This window comes from Corynebacterium sp. HMSC04H06 (genome assembly GCF_001815935.1).
Lineage (GTDB): Bacteria > Actinomycetota > Actinomycetes > Mycobacteriales > Mycobacteriaceae > Corynebacterium.
In genome coordinates this window covers 1-16,783 of the sequence record NZ_KV823433.1, presented here as the reverse complement: position 1 = coordinate 16,783, position 16,783 = coordinate 1, and the positions used below count along the sequence as shown (strand labels likewise).

At 66.3% G+C, this 16,783-nt stretch carries 15 protein-coding genes; 10 read left to right on the top strand and 5 right to left on the bottom strand.

Annotation, left to right across the window (positions count from 1 at the left end):
- Window positions 1–156 precede the first annotated feature (156 nt).
- The 3 genes from gatC (at window position 157) to HMPREF3067_RS06810 (ending at window position 2,976) form a co-directional block, all read left to right on the top strand.
- Window positions 157–453: an Asp-tRNA(Asn)/Glu-tRNA(Gln) amidotransferase subunit GatC gene (gene gatC / locus HMPREF3067_RS06820; protein ID WP_070768977.1), complete on the top strand. Its 297-nt coding sequence runs from the start codon at window positions 157–159 to the stop codon at window positions 451–453.
- Window positions 454–1,947 carry an Asp-tRNA(Asn)/Glu-tRNA(Gln) amidotransferase subunit GatA gene (gene gatA / locus HMPREF3067_RS06815; RefSeq protein ID WP_070768976.1) on the top strand — a complete coding sequence of 498 codons (1,494 nt, stop codon included), beginning with the start codon at window positions 454–456 and terminating at the stop codon, window positions 1,945–1,947. It abuts the gene before it with no gap.
- 102 nt (window positions 1,948–2,049) lie between these two features.
- Window positions 2,050–2,976, top strand: a complete 927-nt coding sequence (locus HMPREF3067_RS06810; RefSeq protein WP_070768975.1) for an META domain-containing protein — start codon at window positions 2,050–2,052, stop codon at window positions 2,974–2,976.
- A 157-nt stretch (window positions 2,977–3,133) separates the two neighbouring features.
- Here the strand turns inward: HMPREF3067_RS06810 and HMPREF3067_RS06805 are convergent, their stop codons facing one another.
- A complete protein-coding gene (locus tag HMPREF3067_RS06805) occupies window positions 3,134–4,150 on the bottom strand; it encodes a formamidase (RefSeq protein WP_070768974.1) in 1,017 nt (338 codons plus the stop codon).
- A 168-nt stretch (window positions 4,151–4,318) separates the two neighbouring features.
- Here HMPREF3067_RS06805 and HMPREF3067_RS06800 point away from each other — a divergent pair, with 168 nt between their 5' ends.
- Window positions 4,319–5,386 (top strand): siderophore-interacting protein, encoded by a 1,068-nt coding sequence (locus HMPREF3067_RS06800; protein ID WP_083319189.1) that lies wholly within the window; start codon window positions 4,319–4,321, stop codon window positions 5,384–5,386.
- 75 nt (window positions 5,387–5,461) lie between these two features.
- On the opposite strand, the gene HMPREF3067_RS06795 is transcribed toward HMPREF3067_RS06800, so the two are convergent.
- Complete coding sequence (locus HMPREF3067_RS06795; protein ID WP_070768973.1) at window positions 5,462–5,785, bottom strand: hypothetical protein; 324 nt, start codon at window positions 5,783–5,785, stop codon at window positions 5,462–5,464.
- Window positions 5,786–5,879: 94 nt separating this feature from the next.
- Here HMPREF3067_RS06795 and HMPREF3067_RS06790 point away from each other — a divergent pair, with 94 nt between their 5' ends.
- Both HMPREF3067_RS06790 and HMPREF3067_RS06785 read left to right on the top strand, forming a co-directional pair.
- Window positions 5,880–7,316: an MFS transporter gene (locus HMPREF3067_RS06790; RefSeq protein WP_070768972.1), complete on the top strand. Its 1,437-nt coding sequence runs from the start codon at window positions 5,880–5,882 to the stop codon at window positions 7,314–7,316.
- A 10-nt stretch (window positions 7,317–7,326) separates the two neighbouring features.
- Window positions 7,327–8,358, top strand: coding sequence for an ATP-dependent 6-phosphofructokinase (locus HMPREF3067_RS06785; RefSeq protein ID WP_070768971.1), 1,032 nt, complete (start codon window positions 7,327–7,329; stop codon window positions 8,356–8,358).
- 55 nt (window positions 8,359–8,413) lie between these two features.
- On the opposite strand, the gene HMPREF3067_RS06780 is transcribed toward HMPREF3067_RS06785, so the two are convergent.
- On the bottom strand, window positions 8,414–9,205 hold the full coding sequence (locus HMPREF3067_RS06780) for a DUF4261 domain-containing protein (protein ID WP_141759355.1): 792 nt from the start codon (window positions 9,203–9,205) through the stop codon (window positions 8,414–8,416).
- Window positions 9,206–9,271: 66 nt separating this feature from the next.
- Between HMPREF3067_RS06780 and gatB the strand changes: the two genes are divergently transcribed.
- Both gatB and HMPREF3067_RS06770 read left to right on the top strand, forming a co-directional pair.
- Window positions 9,272–10,777 (top strand): Asp-tRNA(Asn)/Glu-tRNA(Gln) amidotransferase subunit GatB, encoded by a 1,506-nt coding sequence (gene gatB / locus HMPREF3067_RS06775; RefSeq protein WP_070769025.1) that lies wholly within the window; start codon window positions 9,272–9,274, stop codon window positions 10,775–10,777.
- A gap of 361 nt (window positions 10,778–11,138) precedes the next feature.
- Window positions 11,139–12,563, top strand: coding sequence for a YkvI family membrane protein (locus HMPREF3067_RS06770; RefSeq protein WP_070768969.1), 1,425 nt, complete (start codon window positions 11,139–11,141; stop codon window positions 12,561–12,563).
- A gap of 47 nt (window positions 12,564–12,610) precedes the next feature.
- Here HMPREF3067_RS06770 and HMPREF3067_RS06765 read toward each other — a convergent pair whose 3' ends face one another.
- The gene (locus HMPREF3067_RS06765) at window positions 12,611–13,321 is read right to left on the bottom strand and encodes a LysE/ArgO family amino acid transporter (protein ID WP_070768968.1); all 711 of its coding nucleotides are present in this window, start codon (window positions 13,319–13,321) and stop codon (window positions 12,611–12,613) included.
- 69 nt (window positions 13,322–13,390) lie between these two features.
- On the opposite strand from HMPREF3067_RS06765, the gene HMPREF3067_RS06760 reads away from it, so the two are divergent.
- Window positions 13,391–14,266 carry a LysR family transcriptional regulator ArgP gene (locus HMPREF3067_RS06760; RefSeq protein WP_070768967.1) on the top strand — a complete coding sequence of 292 codons (876 nt, stop codon included), beginning with the start codon at window positions 13,391–13,393 and terminating at the stop codon, window positions 14,264–14,266.
- 6 nt (window positions 14,267–14,272) lie between these two features.
- Here HMPREF3067_RS06760 and HMPREF3067_RS06755 read toward each other — a convergent pair whose 3' ends face one another.
- Complete coding sequence (locus HMPREF3067_RS06755; protein WP_070768966.1) at window positions 14,273–15,358, bottom strand: glutathione S-transferase C-terminal domain-containing protein; 1,086 nt, start codon at window positions 15,356–15,358, stop codon at window positions 14,273–14,275.
- Between the two features lie 149 nt (window positions 15,359–15,507).
- On the opposite strand from HMPREF3067_RS06755, the gene HMPREF3067_RS06750 reads away from it, so the two are divergent.
- Entirely contained in the window at window positions 15,508–16,737 is a 1,230-nt protein-coding gene (locus tag HMPREF3067_RS06750; RefSeq protein ID WP_070768965.1) for a DoxX family protein, read from the top strand.
- Window positions 16,738–16,783 lie beyond the last annotated feature (46 nt).

Below are 16,783 nucleotides of genomic sequence, written 5' to 3'. Positions count from 1 at the left end.
CCACCTACGCGGCTGGCGCGGGCGGTGCAGTAGCATGGTGAGGAGCAAAAGCTTGAAATAGAAACTACCGTGCGCTTGCCCGGTCTACTGGTCGACTGCCCGCTGGGTGGGACGGGCCGGTGCGGGCGGCGCACATAGAGAAGGGATGGAGTTCGCGTGTCGGAGATTTCGCGTGACGAGGTCGCGCACTTGGCTAAGCTTTCCCGCTTGGCCTTGAGCGAGGAAGAGCTCGAACAGTTTGCTAGCCAGATTGATGAAATCGTGGACTCGGTCTCTGCGGTAGGCAAGGTGGACACCGACGGCGTGGAGCCGATGAGCCACCCGCACTCGCTGAACGCCACCATGCGCGAAGACAAGGTGGTCCGGACCCTGAGCGCCGAGCAGGCGCTGGATCAGGCCCCGGCCGCAGAGGACGATCGTTTCGCGGTTCCGCAGATTCTGGGAGGAGAATAAATGAGCACTTTCATCACCCCGAATGAGGGGATTACCTCTCTGAGCGCCGCCGAGCTGGCGGACAAGATCCACTCCCGGGAGCTGACCTCCCGCGAGGTCACCCAGGCCTTCCTCGATCGCATCGCGGAGACTAACGACGAGCTCAACGCCTTCCTCCACGTCGGCGCGGAGGAAGCGCTGGCGGCCGCCGATGCCGTCGATAAGGCCCTCGACGCCGGTGAGAAGCCGGCCTCATCCCTGGCCGGCGTCCCGTTGGCGCTCAAAGACCTGCTGACTACTACCGATGCCCCGACCACCGCCGCCTCCAAGATGCTCGAGGGCTGGGTCTCGCCCTACGATGCCACCGTGGTTACCAAGCTGCGCGAAGCCGGCATCCCGATCCTGGGCAAGACCAACCTGGATGAGTTCGCCATGGGCTCGTCCAGTGAGAACTCCGCTTTCGGCCCGGTGCACAACCCGTACGACACCGAGCGCACCCCGGGCGGTTCCGGCGGTGGCACCAGCGCGGCGCTGGCCGCCGGCCAGGCCCCTCTAGGCATCGGCACGGATACCGGCGGCTCCATCCGCCAGCCGGCCGCCCTGACCAACACCGTGGGCGTGAAACCGACCTACGGCACCGTCTCCCGCTACGGACTCATCGCCGCGGCGTCCTCCCTGGATCAGGCCGGCCCGTGCGCGCGCACCGTCCTGGATACCGCCCTGCTGCACGAGGTCATCGCCGGCCACGACGCCTTCGATGCCACCAGCGTGGACAAGCCGGTCGCCGACGTCGTGGCCGCGGCCCGCGAGGGCGCGCAGGGCGATCTCAGCGGCGTCAAGGTGGGACTTATCAAGCAGTTCGAGCGTGACGGCTGGCAGCCGGGCGTGATGGAGGCCTATCACCAGGCCGTGGACCAGCTGGTCGCCCAGGGTGCGGAGACCGTGGAGGTCGACTGCCCGCACTTCGACGACGCCCTGGCCGCCTACTACCTGATCATGCCCTGCGAGGTCTCGTCTAACCTGGCCCGCTTCGACGGCATGCGCTACGGCCTGCGCGCGGGCGACGACGGCAGCCACTCCGCCGAGCAGGTCATGAGTATGTCCCGCGCTGAGGGCTTCGGCCCCGAGGTCAAGCGCCGTATCATGCTGGGTACCTACGCGCTGTCCGTGGGGTACTACGACGCCTACTACCTGCAGGCCCAGCGCGTGCGCACCCTGATTGCCCAGGACTTCGCCAAGGCTTTCGAGCAGGTCGACGTGCTGGTCTCACCGACCACGCCGACCACGGCGTTCAAGCTGGGGGAGAAGGTCGAAGATCCGATGGCGATGTACAACTTCGATCTGTGCACCCTGCCGCTGAACCTGGCGGGCCTGTGCGGCATGTCCGTGCCGTCTGGCATGGCCAGCGACTCCGGCCTGCCGACCGGCCTGCAGATCATGGCCCCGGCCTTTGCTGATGACCGCCTGTACAAGGTGGGCGCCGCCTACGAGGCCGGCCGCAACTCCGCGGACTAACCGCCGCCGGTTCCTGAAGGTTCCCTGTTTTTTCCATAGGGGGAACCTTCTTTTTGTATCGGATGGGTTGCGTGTGACGAATGTGACGGTAGGTTATGGCACATGGTTTCCAAGAAAATCAAGACCCTGACCGCTTCGACCGCCGTGGCCGCCGGCCTTGCCCTGTCGGCCCCGGCAGCAATGGCCGCGCCCGCCGATTCTCAAGAACCTGCCCAGGAAACGTCCGCCGTGAACCAGCTGTCCAGCGTCGTGACCCCGGAGCTGCTCGAGCAGCTGCTGGGCCTGAGCTCCAACAGTGAGGCCGCCTCGACCGCCGCTGACGCCGGCACCGAGTCGACTGAGTCTGCAACGTCCACTGACTCGGCAGCGTCCACTGACTCTGCCGCGACCGCCACCCCGTCCGAGGACGGCGAGGCAGCAAAGTCTGAGCTGGTGACCACCCTGCCGGAGGGTGCTACCAAGCTGCAGCCGAAGGAAGGCAACACGGCCATCTCCGGCAAGCTGGTCTCCACCGTCAAGCCGGAGGCTGTCAGCATCACGCTCCAGGACGACGGCACCTTGAGCTTCGAGGACGGCTGCAACGGCGGCACCGCCGAGTACAGCTTCGACTCCGAGGGCGCTCTCGAGGTCGGCCCCATCGCCTCGACCCAGATGGCCTGCGAGCCGGCCGCCATGGCCGATGCCGCCGCCATCACCAAGATCCTCGAGTCCAAACCGGCCATCTACCAGCTTGACGACTCCACCCTGGCCCTGGCCGCCGGCGACGACGCCATCGAGTTCAAGCCCGCCCAGGCCGAGGAGAGCGGCGACGGCGCCCCGGCCACCCAGCCGGTGGGCCCGAGCGAGTCCGCCGCGCCGGAGGCTGCCGGCACGGAAAGTGACGAGACCCCTGCCACGGGGGCAGAAGTGAACCAGGATGCATCCCAGGCTGGGAACACCGGTTCCGAGACTGCTAACGTAGACGACGAAGGCGTCGTTCAGCCGGACACCACCGCCGACCAGACCGGTCCGGCAGGTGCCACGGCCTAAGGCGTTCTTCGCACGCGGATATTGACAGTCCCGCCGCGTAATTCCTCAATTTGACCCCTCCCGCAACCTGGCGGGAGGGGTCAAGTGTGCTCTGGGGAAGGCTAGCCCCTATTGGCGTTCGCCGTCTTATTTGTAGCCTTATTTGTAATTTGTAGCCTTATTTGTATTCGTCCGGCAGTGGGCCCAGCTGCGGGCCGTCCGGGTAGTACTTCCAGCCGTCCTTGATGCGGACCTCGTCGTCCCACGGCAGCTTGTACTCGCCGTTGGCTAGGTCGCGGACCCAGGTCAGGTAGTTCTCGGTCTTTCCGCCGGGGTAGCCGACGTAGCCGCGGTTACCCAGGTTGTAGATGTTGTTCTCCAGCGCCCAGTTCTTGCGGGCGTCGTCGGAGAGCGCGGGGTAGATCTCCGCGGTGACGATCTCGCCCGGGTTGCGGTGACCCTCGGAAATCATGCCGCCGTCGTAGTTACAGACGTTGCCCTCGCCGAAGTAGTAGAAGGTGCCGTCGTAGCCGGCCAGGTTCACCGACGCGGTGAACATAAGGTTCTGGTAGGCGTTGGAACGGTTGGTCATGATCCAGGAGTCCTGGGTCTGGGTGGAGTAGCCGGAGATGCGGATGTAGACGTTCGCACCCTTGTAGGCCGCCTCGCGGGCCAGCTCCGGGAACATGCCGTCGTGGCAGATGTTCAGGGCAATCTTGGAGCCCTTCGGACCGTCGGCCACCGGCATGCCCAGATCGCCCGGGTACCAGGGCTCAATCGGGGTCCACGGCTGCAGCTTGCGGTAGTGTAGGGCAATTTCGCCGGTGTTGTCGATCATGATGGCGGTGTTGAACGGCGGCTTGCCCTCCTCATGGTTGGGCTCCATGATGGAGAACACGCCCCAGACGTCGTTGTCGCGGCAGGTGGCCTTGTACTGCTCGACCTTGGGGTCGTCCAGCCCGATGAGGAACTCGTCGTAGGACCAGATCTTGGTGTTGAGCCCGGAGGAGGAGTACTCGGGGAAGACAATCAGGTCGAGGTCCGGGTAGCCGGCTTTGGTGCTGGCGACCATGCGGCAGATCTCGTCGACGTTGCGCTGTACGTCGTCGGGGTGGTTGACCACGGGGACGGGGTACTGGATAAGGGCCATCAGCAGGCCGTTGGGGGAGGCGCTGACGCTACCGGTGCTGGACATGGGAATCTCTCCTTTGGAAAATCGAATACGGGTGCAGGCCCCAAACTACGGTGTGACGGCCGGCACAGTGGCTCCTGCGGGCGGGGAATCATCTGGGTTTCCAGACTGCCCAGTTCTGGGGCCCTAAACCCCTAGCGAGAAAAATTTTCGTAGGGTAGCCTTACACAAATGAGCGAGAATTCTGCTTACACCCCGGACGATCCGTACCGCGCCGGTTTTCAGGCCGGCTTCACCCAAGGTTTCGGGGATGGCTTTGAAAACGGCTTCGACCGCGGTTTCCAGGCCGGGCAGTCCCAAGCCCACTATGATTCCCGCCGCGCCCGCAAGGAAGAAAAGCGGGCAGAGAAGCTGCGGCGGCGCGAGGAAAAGGCCACCGCGTCCGCCGGCCAAGCCCCGGCAGCGGCCCCACGCAAGCCCAAGCGCAAGGCCCACGGCGCCACCGTCACCGCTAAGCGCCAGATTTCCCCCGACATGGTGCGGCTGACCATCTCAGCGCCGGACCTGGTCGGACAGGAGCTCGACAAGACGGATCACTACATCAAGATCCTCTTCGTGCCCGAGGGTGCGGACTACGCCTGGCCCTTCGACCTGGCTGCGGCCCGCGCCAACCAGCCGCGTCACCTGCGCCCGGTCACCCGCACCTACACCCTGCGCAGCATCAACACCGAAACAGGGGAGTGCGAGGTCGACTTCGTCCTGCACGGCGATACCGGACTCGCCGGCCCCTGGGCCCGCGACGTCGAGGTAGGCCACGAGTTCGGCTTTGCCGGCCCCGGCGGCAAGTGGAAACCCGAGCCCGGCTACGACGCCTTCGTCCTGGCCGGCGACGAGGCGGCCGCCCCGGCCGTGGCCGCCGCACTAGAGAAGCTGCCCGCCGACGCGCAGGCAACCGCCTTCGTGGAGGTCAAGGCTCCGGGCCACGAAATCGAGATGCCCGAGCGCCCGAACGCCACCCTCCAGTGGGTCTATCGCAGCGGCGCGACCCCGGGCGCGCCGCTGGCCGCCGCGGTCCGTAAGAACGGCATCCCGGCAGGGCACACCAGCTGGTTCATCCACGGTGTGGCCGAGATGATCAAGGACCTGCGCCGCTTCCTGTTCAAGGAAAACGGCGTCGATAAGGCAGATGCGTCCATCTCCGGCTACTGGCGCCTCGGCATGACCGAGGACCTGTGGCAGTCCACCAAGGGCGAATTCGTCGCGGCCATGGAGGCCGAAGAAAAAGGCGCGGCGGATTAATTCATCCCACCGCGCGCACTTTTCTTCTTATTACTCAGCGTCTTATAACTTAGCGCCGCGCTACTGGGCGCTGCCTTATTTGGCGTCCGAGAGGGCATAGGCGGCCCCGGCGGTCGCGGCGGTCACCGCCAGTACGGACGGCCACGCGCCGATCTTCTTGGCCAGCGGGTGCGAGGCACCGAACGCGCCCAGGTAGAGCGCCGACAGGCCGGCGGTAGTGGAGGCGTTGGTCTTGGCCGCCCAGGACCGGCCCGCCCACAGACCCGCAGCGCCCAGGATGACCCCGCCCAGCGGGCGCACACCCGTCTCCTTGGCCGTGACCCAACCGCCGACCAAGCCCAGGGCAACCGTCGTGGCGGTGCTGACGTTTTCTGGCTTCTTGATATCAATCATTCCCATGCCACCACACTAGTCCCGCTTCCGACCCGCGGTAAACAGGCGCGTGGACCACGCAGCGCCCCGGCCTTCCCGCTGGGGGCTAGACTCGTTGACCATGACGCGTGATACGACCCCGCCGCAGCCCGCGGCATCGACGGTTCTGCCCGAACCGCAGGCGTGGCGCGCGATGATCGCGCTGAGCCTCGGGTTCTTCATCTCCTTGCTGGACCAGACCATGGTGGCCGTGGCCCTGCCCGCCATCGCCGTGGACATGGGCGCGACCCTCAACCAGGCGATGTGGGTCTCGTCCATCTACCTGCTCGCCGTCGTGGTCCCGCTGCTGTTTACCGGCCGCCTGGGCGACATCTACGGCCAGCGCCTGATGTTCCGCCTCGGCGTCGGGCTCTTTGCCCTGGGTGCGTTGCTGTGCGCGCTGGCGCCGGGCATCGAATGGCTCATCGCCGCCCGCGCCGTCCAAGGCCTGGGTGCGGCCATCCAGATGCCGCAGACGATGTCCGTTATCAACCGCGTTTTCGCCCGGGAGCGCCGTGGCCGGGCGCTCGGGGTGTGGGGTATTGTCGGCTCACTAGCCTCCCTAACCGGCCCCGTGGCCGGCGGGCTCATGGTCAGCCTGGTCGGCTGGCACGGCGTCTTCTGGCTCCACCTGCCCTTCGCCGCGGCCGCCATCTACCTGGCCACCCGTTGGGTGCCGAAGCTGCCCACGGTCGCCCGCGCTATCGATGCCACCTCCGCCGCCGTCTCCCTCCTTTCCATGGCCGCCATCGTCTTCGCCATCCAGCAGGGCCCCGAGCTCGGCTGGCGCTGGTGGATCTGGGCGCTGCTGGCCGTCGGCATCGCCGGGCTCTGCCTTTTCGCGCGCCTACAAGTCACGGCCCGCCGGCGCGGCACCGAGCCGCTCATCCCGCCCGAGCTTTTCGCCGACCGCAACTACCGTCTGGGCGTGGCCTCCATTTCCAGCATGGGCTTCATGGCCGCGGCGATGATGTTGCCGATGATGATGTGGATGCAGGACGTGCAGGGTCTGCCGGCCAACCAAGCCGGACTCATCGTGGTCCCCATGGCGGTCGTCTCCATGCTGGTGACCCCGTTTGCCGGGATCTTAGTGGACAAACTGCACCCGCGGGCATTGTCGCAGTTCGGCTTCGCGGTCTCGCTGGGCGCGTTCGTCATCGCGTGGTGGGTGATGCTTAGCGGGCAGGCGCCGGCGTGGCTGGCCCTGCCGCTGGGACTACTAGGCCTGGGCCAGTCGTTTATCTGGGGTACGAACTCCGCGACCTCCATGCGAGACCTCCCGGCCACGCTCATGGGCGCGGCCTCCGGCGCCTACAACACCGCCCGGCAGGTCGGCTCAGTCATCGGCGTGGCGGTCGTCTCGGCGGCCATGCAAGCCGGGCAGGTCGCCTTCGGGCTGGGCGCCGGGCTGGCACACTCCTTCTGGGCGATCATCGCGGCGCTGGCCGTGGGCCTGGTGACCGTCAGCTTCTTCCGGGATACGCTCCACGGCGGGGCAGCGGAGGCCAAGAGGCGTTAAGCTGGTTAGCATGCGACTTGCCACCTTGACCTCCGGCGGCGACTGCCCCGGGCTGAATGCAGTAATCCGCGCCGTGGTGCGCACCGCCTCTAGCGAATTCGGCGACACGGTGGTCGGATACGAAGACGGCTGGGTAGGGCTCATGGAAGACCGCCGCCGCGACCTTTACGACGACGCCGAGATCGACCGCATCCTCCTGCGCGGCGGCACCATCCTGGGAACCGGCCGCCTGCACCCAGACAAGTTCAAGGCCGGCCTGGATCAGATCAAGGAAAACCTGTCTGACGCCGGGGTGGACGCGCTCATCGCCATCGGCGGCGAGGGCACCCTCAAAGGCGCGCAGTGGCTGGCGGACAACGGCGTCCCGGTCATCGGCGTGCCGAAGACCATCGATAACGACGTCAACGCCACCGACTTTACCTTCGGCTTCGACACGGCCGTATCCGTGGCCACCGATGCTATAGACCGCCTGCACACCACCGCCGAGTCCCACAACCGCATCCTCATCGTGGAGGTCATGGGCCGCCACGTCGGCTGGATCGCGCTGCACGCCGGGATGGCCGGCGGCGCGCACTACACCGTCATCCCCGAAGAACCCTTCGACATCGCCGAAATCACCAAGGCCATGGAGCGTCGCTTCCAGATGGGGGAGAAGTACGGCATCATCTGCGTGGCCGAAGGCGCCCTCCCGAAGGAGGGGACCATGGACTTCACCGAGGGGGGCACCGACCAGTTCGGGCACCAGACCTTCAACGGCATCGGCCAGGTCATCGGCGACGAGATCAAGCGCCGCACCGGCTACGACGTGCGCACCACGGTGCTCGGCCACATCCAGCGCGGCGGCACCCCGACCGCCTACGACCGCGTGCTGGCCACCCGCTACGGCGTCCACGCCGCCCGGGCCGCCCACGCCGGCAAGTCCGGCCAGTGCGTGGCCCTGCACGGCGAGAAGATTGAGCTGGTCCCGCTTGCCGATGCCGTCGGCGAGCTCAAGGTCGTCCCGCCCGCCCGCTACGCCACCGCCAAGGCTCTCTTCGGCTAGCGTGGCCCCGGCCGTGCCCGCGGGGGCAGTCGGTAAGCCGGCGGCAGGGCAGCGCCTACGCGACGTCCAGGCGCAGCGCCGGCAGCTGCGGGTCGACCACCCAGCTGTCCTCGGCCACGGTGATGGCCGGCCGGTCCTCGGCAATAGTCAGGGAGTCGCCCGCGCGGACGGTGTTGCCGTCTAGGACATAGGAAACAAGCCCGCGCAGCACCGCGTAAAAGTTGTTGGGATCCCCAGGCGCGTTCCGGATCTGGACCTCCGGGTGTCCGGCCTGGATAAGCCCGATGGAGTAGGCATACCAGTGGTCGGCGTCCTCGGAGGGGCGTACCCAGACGCCCGCGGCCGTCATCACCAGCTCGCCGTTGTCGGCTAGCTGGATAAAGCGCGGCGCGCTAATGGTCACCCCGGCCCGCGGCACCAAGGCCGCCAGTGCCCCCGGGGCCTTGAGCGCGGCCAGCGTGGCCACCGACAGCATGTAGAGCTGGCGCAGGCGGTCCTCCCGGTACTTCGTGCCGCGCTCTAGGTGGGCGTTGTCGGGGAAGACCGTGACCAGCAGGTAGCTGGCGGCGCTGGACACGTCGACCGAGCCGTCGTTGAGCTCCGGGTGGGGCTCGACCTCGCTGAGATCCGGGGCGGCATCGACAAGCTTGAAGGAAATGGTGCAGTCGCGGGCCTGGGCCACCTGCAGCTCCGCCGAGGGGCCGCGTTTCAGCGGGCTGAGCTGATCGCCGAAGGTGTCGCACACGGCAGCGGCTAATTCTTTCTCGGTGGGTAAGGTGCGGCAATAGACGACGTTGACCAACGGGGCGTTGACAAGGTCGGCGGCGACGCTATTCGGGGTATCCATGCGCCCCAGCATAGGCAAAAAAGACCAGTTGCCGGCGAAGAAAAATAACGTACTAAGATGGCACGCATGACTGCTGCGATGTATGACCTGATGGACTTCGATGAGGTCTTGGAAAAGTTTGAACCCGTCATGGGCATGGAAGTGCATGTCGAGTTGGATACCGAAACCAAGATGTTTTCCACCTCGGCCACCAATTTCAGCGCCGCCCCGAACAGCAACGTGGACCCGGTGTCCCTGGGGCTGCCGGGCGCGCTGCCGGTCGTTAACGCCAAGGGCGTGGAGTGGGCCATCAAGATTGGGCTGGCGCTGAACTGCTCCATCGCGGAGTCCTCCCGGTTCGCCCGGAAGAACTACTTCTACCCGGACCAGCCGAAGAACTACCAGATCTCCCAGTACGACGAGCCCATCGCTTACGACGGCTACCTGGACGTCCAGCTGGAGGACGGCACCGAGTGGCGCGTGGAGATCGAGCGCGCCCACATGGAGGAAGACACCGGCAAGCTGACCCACCTGGGCGGCGCCGACGGCCGCATCCACGGCGCGACGAAGTCCCTGGTGGACTGCAACCGCGCGGGCATCCCGCTGATTGAGATCGTCACCAAGCCGATCATCGGCGCCGGTGAGCGCGCCCCCGAGGTCGCCAAGGCCTACGTCTCCGCCCTGCGCGACCTGGTGGCCGCCCTGGGGGTTTCCGATGCCCGCATGGACCAGGGCTCCATGCGCGTGGACTCCAACCTGTCCCTGCGCCCCATCGGCCAGGAGGAGTTCGGCACCCGCACCGAGACCAAGAACATCAACTCCCTGAAGTCCGTCGAGCAGGCCGTGCGTTTCGAGATGCAACGCCAGGCCCAGGTCATTGAGGACGGGGGCGAGATCGTCCAGGAGACCCGCCACTACCAGGAGGCCGACGGAACCACCTCCAAGGGCCGCCCAAAGGAGACCGCCGAGGACTACCGCTACTTCAACGACCCGGACCTGCCGCCGGTCATCGCCCCGCGCGAATGGGTCGAGGAAATCCGCGCCACGCTGCCGGAGCTGCCGTGGGTCCGCCGCGCCCGCATCCAGAAGGAGTGGGGCCTGACGGACGAGGAGATGCGCGACCTGGTCAACGCCGGCGCCCTTGATCTCATCGTGGACACCGTCGAGGCCGGCGCCCCGGCTTCCGATGCCCGCTCCTGGTGGGTCGCCTACCTCTCCGGCAAGGCCAACGAGGCCGGCCTGGCGCTGGCCGAGCTGTCGATTACCCCGCAGCAGGTCGCCCGCGTGTGCGCCCTGGTGGCCGAGGGTAAGCTGACCACCAAGCTGGCCCGCCAGGCCGTCGACGGCGTGCTGGCCGGCGAGGGTGACGTCGACGAGGTCGTCGCCGCGCGCGGCCTCGAGGTCGTCCGCGACGACGGCGCCATCGAGAAGGCCGTCGACGACGCCCTGGCAGCCAACCCGGACATCGTGGAGAAGTACCGCGCCGGCAACAAGAAGGTCACCGGCGCCATCGTGGGCGCGGTCATGAAGGCCACGCAGGGCAAGGCCGACCCAGGCCAGGTCAACAAGTTGATTGCGGAAAAGCTCAACTAGACCGCACAGCGGTCTGCCAGGACCCGCGGATGTTATCAAAATGGTATCCGCGGGTCTGTGGAGTATTTGGCGACCTTTCCTGCCGAAAGGTCCTGCTAAAAGTTAGGTTCCTCACAGGTAGGGGTGAACTGGTGCCACCGCACACGGGGTGTTTGGTGCTGGTGCGTTATGCTTTTTAATCGACAGCGCGCGCCACTTCGCTGCGCCAGAGGTTGAGTTGCATGCTTGCTCCCTCGGTCCGCGGTGGGAACAGGCTGGCCGGGCCCGCCGGCTTTTCGGCCGGGCCCCTAGCCGACGGTGCGCGCTTGAGACTTGATCATTGTCTAGTAGAACTAGGAAAGTTGTGTCTATTACCAAATCAATGAGCATCGCCTTGGCGTTCGTCGGCCTGTTGGTTGGCGCCGGCTTCGCGACGGGCCAGGAGGTCGTGCAATACTTCACCTCCTTCGGCGCCAACGGCGTGTGGGGCATCATCGTCGCCGGCATCATCATGACGCTGGCCGGCACCGTCTTCTTGCAGCTGGGTAGCTACTTCCACGCCGCGGAGCACAACACCGTCTTCCGCCGCGTGACCCACCCGATCGTCTCCAAGCTGCTGGACATCGCCGTGGTCATCACGCTGTTCGCCGTCGGCTTCGTGATGCTCGCCGGCGCCGGTTCTAACATGGAGCAGCAGTTCGGGTGGCCGGCCTGGGTCGGCTCCCTGCTGATGCTTGTCCTCGTGCTGGTCTGCGGCATGTTGGACGTCGACAAGGTCTCCAAGGTCATCGGCGCGCTGACCCCGACCATCATCATCGCGGTCATCTTGGTTTTCATCTACACGCTGTTTAACATGCCTGATAACGTCAGCTTGGCCATGGAACACTCCGGCCAGATCGATTCGCCCATCGGCAACTGGCTGGTCTCCGCCCTCAACTACAACGGCCTGGCCCTGATGCTGGCCGTGTCCATGTCCCTGGTTATCGGAGGCGACAACATCAACCCGCGCGAGGCCGGCATGGGCGGCATCATCGGCGGCGTCATCTACTTCATCATGATGGGCATGGCGGGCTTCTCCCTGCTGATGAACGCCGACAAGATCGGCGACTCCGACATCCCGATGCTCATGCTTGTCGACGAGATGGGCTCCGTGCTGGGCGGCATCATGGCCGTCATCATCTACCTGATGATTTTCAACACCGCCATCGGCATGTTCTACGCGCTGGGCAAGCGCCTGTCCGCGGGTCATGAGGGCCGCTACCGCGTCATCTTCGTCGCGGGCTGCCTGGCCGGCTTCGCGGTCTCGTTTGCCGGCTTCAAGACCCTGATGAACTACGTCTACCCGGTCATCGGCTACATGGGCATCGTCATGGTGGCCATCCTGGTCTTCGCCTGGTTCCGCAGCCAGTCCCAGATCAAGGACGAGGGCGTGCGCCGCGAGCGCATCCGCGCCCTGCTGCACCTGAAGCTGCACCCGGACAAGGCCTACGACGCCGCGCGCTACGACGACGAGATCGGCCAGCAGCTGGTCGACTCCAACCTGGAGCGCGAGGAACTCTACAACGACATCGTCGAGGAGGTCACGAGCGACCTCGCCAGCGACGAGGAAGTCGACTTCGACCTCAAGGACTACGACGAAAACCGCAACGACGTCAGCTACTACACCGAGCGCGACAACGTTGAGGAAGGCCGCTCCGAGGAAGAAATCAAGCAGTGGATCGAGGAAACCGGCGCCTCCGGAGACCCCGAGGCCGACGATGTCGAGACCACCGGCACCGACGCTTCTGCTAGCGAGCAGAAGAACTAGCTAGATGACCTATTGGCCCCGCGGGGACGTACTCTCCGGCGGGGCTTTTAGTGCATCAGGAGCTTGATGGTCAGGCCAATCATGATGCAACCGATGGCGAAGTTAATAACCCGCCAGACCTTCGGCTGCGCCAGTACGTCGGAGAACTTGGCTGCGCCGTAGCCGATGGTGGGGAACCAGACCAGGCTGGCGCAGATGGCGCCGGCGGCGAAGAGCCAACGGTCGTCGGGGCCGTATTGGTTGGCCACCCCGCCCAGCATGACCAGCACGTCGACGTAGGCGGCCGGGTTGAGCCAGCAGATGGCTACGGCGGCCAGAGCGGGCTTGAGCCAGGTCTTTTCTTGCATCTTGCGGCGGATGACGCGGCGGGTCTTCGTCGCCACGGTGGCCACGCCGGCGCGGGAATCGGGGGACTGGCCGAAAGATTCGATCTCCTCGGTCTTGTTGGGCGTCGCGCCGGCGTCCAGGGCCTTGCCGTCGGGGGTGAGGGCGTCGCGGAAGCACAGGAACGTGAAATAGGCCAGGTAGGCCGCGCCCGCGTACTTGAGGATGGTCAGCGCCCAGGGGAAGCGGTCGACCAAGTAGCCGACGCCGGCGGTGCCGCCGAGGATCAAGATGATGTCGCTGGCCGCGCAGATAGCGATCACCACGCCGATAGCGTGGCGGCGGATGCCCTGTTTCAGCAGGAGGGCATTCTGGGGTCCGATGGCGACGATGAGGGAGATACCCAGGGCGAAACCAGCTACGATGATCGACATACCTCTAGTGTGCCGCCGGGAACAAGTGAAGTCTAGTTAATCAGACTAAATCTAGTTAAGCTATGCTTCATGAACCCGCTTCATCTGGAAACCATGCTGGCAATTGTGGACGAAGGCAGCTTCGACGGCGCCGCCCGAGTGTTAGGGGTATCACCCTCCGCCGTCAGCCAGCGCGTCAAGGCCCTGGAGACCAGCACTGGCCGCGTCCTGCTGCGCCGCTCGACTCCCGTGATGGCTACCGATGCCGGCGAAGTCCTCGTCCAAGCTGCCCGCCGCATGGCCCTCGTCCAGGCCGAGACCAACGCCCGCCTGCAAAAACGGCTGGCGCGCGTGCCCCTGTCCGTGGCCGTCAATGCCGACTCCCTGGCGACCTGGTTCCGCCCAGTGCTGGAGGACGTGGCTGACGGGGGCAAGGCATCGTTGCGCCTGCTTATCGAGGACGAGGCCCGCACGCTGGCGATGCTGAGGCGCGGCGACGTCCTCGGCGCGGTAACCCGCGAGGAGCTGCCGGTCAGCGGCTGCGAGTCGACGTACCTGGGCAAGCAGAGGCTGGTGGCGGTGGCGGCGCCGGGGCTGGCGCGGCGGCATCGGACGGCGGAGGGCATGTCGTGGACGCAGATGCCGGTGGTGATGTACGGCCCACACGACCAGGTGCTCGACGACGCTATGCAGGAGCGCTTCATCGACTCGCATGTTATCCGGGCCAATATCTCGGAGATTCCATCGGCGGAGGGTTACGTCGAGGCCGTCCGCGCGGGCCTGGGCTGGGGTCTGGTGGCCGAGGCCCAGGCGCGGCCGCTGTTCGACAGCGGGCAGGTGGTCCAGCTCGACGGCGACCCGCTGGACGTCGATCTGTACTGGCAGCGCTGGCGGCTTGAATCCGAGGTGCTTGAGGAGCTTACGGACTCCGTCGTGCGCGCCGCCGGGGAGGGGCTAGTCGCCTAGCGCGGCTTAGCCGAAGAGCTCTTCCTGGAAGGGCTCCGGGTTCTTGAGCTCCTCGCCCTTCGGAAGGGCGCCGGGCAGCGTGGTGCCCTCGGCGAACGGGCTGCCGCCGAAGCGGTCGCGGTCGTGCGGCTGGGCCAGCCAGGACATGTCCGGGCCGACCGGGACGACCTGGGTGGGGTTTACTTCCTTGTGCACGATGAAATAGTGCTGCTTGATTTCGGTGAAGTCGGTGGTGTCGCCGAAGCCCGGGATTTGGAAGAGCTCCTGCAGGTAGCCCCGGATGTTCGGCAGTTCGGAGGTCTTGTGACGGGAACACTTGAAGTGGGAGTAGTAGACCGGATCGAAGCGCACAAGCGTGACGAAGAGGCGGATATCGGTCTCGGTGACGTGCTCGCCGACAAGGTAGCGCTGCTGGCCCAGGCGCTCTTCGACCCAGTCGAGGGCCTCCCAGAGATCCGCATAGGCCTTTTCGTAGGCCTCCTGGCTGCCGGCGAAACCGCAGCGGTAGACGCCGTTGTTGATGTTGCGGAAGATGTAATCGTTGAGCTCGTCGATTTCGGCGGCGTGCGCGGCGGGGTAGAGGTTAGGGGCGCCGGCGCGGTGGTAGTCGGTCCACTCGGTGATGAAGTCGCGCACGATGGAGTCGTAGTCGTTCGTCACGACCTTACCACTGGCCACCTCCACGATGGCCGGCACCGTGATCCCGCGCGGGTAATCGGGGAAGCGGGCGAAGTAGGCGTCCTGCAGGCGGGGGATGCGCAGGACCGGGTCGACGCCGTCGGGATCCAGGTCGAAGGTCCAGGAACGCACGTCGTGGGTTGGGCCGGCCAGTCCCAGCGAAAGGGTGTCCTCCAGGCCCATCAGGCGGCGGGTGATGACGGAGCGGTGCGCCCAGGGGCAGGCGCGGGCGGCGATGAGCCGGTAGTGGTCGGCGGCCATTGGCCAGCTGACGGTGCCGTCGTCGTTGTTGTTGTGGCGCTCGGTGAGTCCGGCGACAAAGCGGTCGGTGATGTAGTTGGTGTCGCGGACGAATTCGCCGTCCGGGGAGGCGTTGTGCGGGTCGCCGGCCCAGTCTTGGTCCTTGTCGGTCATGGTTCCTCCTAGGTCTTGGCTAATGACCCTAGTGTACCCAAAAGCGTGACGCGTCAACAAAGGTGGGAGGGTCTCGATTTGCACACGATGTCGCGGCGCGCCGAGGGCGGTGGTTCGCGCAGACGCTCAGCTGGCCTAAGTTGGCAGGTATGACCCAGAACAACAAGCCAGATAACGCCCGTGACCTAGGCGATGACTTTGACGACGTTCCTACCTACACTGGGCCCTCCCAGTCTTCCGGCCAGGGCACCGCGCGTCCCCTAAAGCGCGACGATGCCCCGGAGACCACCGAGTTCGGCCAGGCCGCCAAGCCGGGCGAGACGGCCGAGTCCGCCCGGGCCGGCGCCCCAAGCAAGCCCGCGCCGAAGCGAAGCTCCCTCTTCGAGCGCGCCGGCCGCGCCCAGCCGCAGAACATTGAGCCGCGCGCTGCCGCCGCCGAGCCGGAGGCAGAGGACGCCGCCGGAGTCTCGGCGGCAGGCAACGAGGCCGAGACCACCGCCTTTAGCGCCTCCGGTGCGCCGGCCGCCGCGCCGGCTTCCGCGGCGGACCCGACCGTCCAGCTCGACCGCGGGGCACGCGATCCTCGCGACTCCCGCGACTCCAGCGAGTCTGAGGCCTATGCCGATCGCGACTTCGCCGAGCGTCGCGCCGACGAGCCCGCCACCCGGTACCAACCGGCCGCCGCGCCGCAGGAGACCATGGCGCTGGATCCGAATGGGCCGGACTACGCCGCGACCTCCCAGGTCCCGGCCAGCGAGCAGTACGATGCCGACGGCCAGTCCCTCTACGCCGGCACCACCGATGCCTCCTATGCTCCCGACGCGGCTGAGGCCCCCGAGGCTTCCGAAACCGCCGCCTCTGCCAAGCGCGGCACCATCGACTTCGGCCTGCTGCTGGTCCGCCTCGGCTTGGGTGTCTACCTCATCCTGGCGGGCCTGCGCCCGCTGCTGCAGCTGGGCGATTCCGCCGGCCTGAGCGAGGTCACCGAGCAGTTCGCCGGCTACCCGTGGGCCGACATACTGGGCGTTGGCGTCCCAGTCGCGCAGTTGGTCGCTGGAGCCTTCCTGGTTTTGGGTCTGTTGACGCCGGTCGCCGCGATGCTCGCGACCGTCGTCACCGGCTTTACCGCTCTGCACGCCCTCGCTGTCTCTGGGGCCGGGATCAACGTCTTTAACTGGCCGGAATCGGTGTGGCTGTCGGTCGTGTTGTTCGTTATCGCTCTGGGTGTCCAGTTCACCGGCCCGGGCGTTATTTCGCTGGACTTCGGCCGCTCGTGGGCGCGTCGTCCGCTGGCGTCCTCGTGGGTCTTCATCCTTCTGGGCTTGGTCGCCCTAGGGGCCATCTGGTGGTTCGGCGCAGGGCTAAACCCGCTGAACTAGCCTAAACGCACGCCGATTAGGCACGCCGAGTAGGCGCTACGGAGTG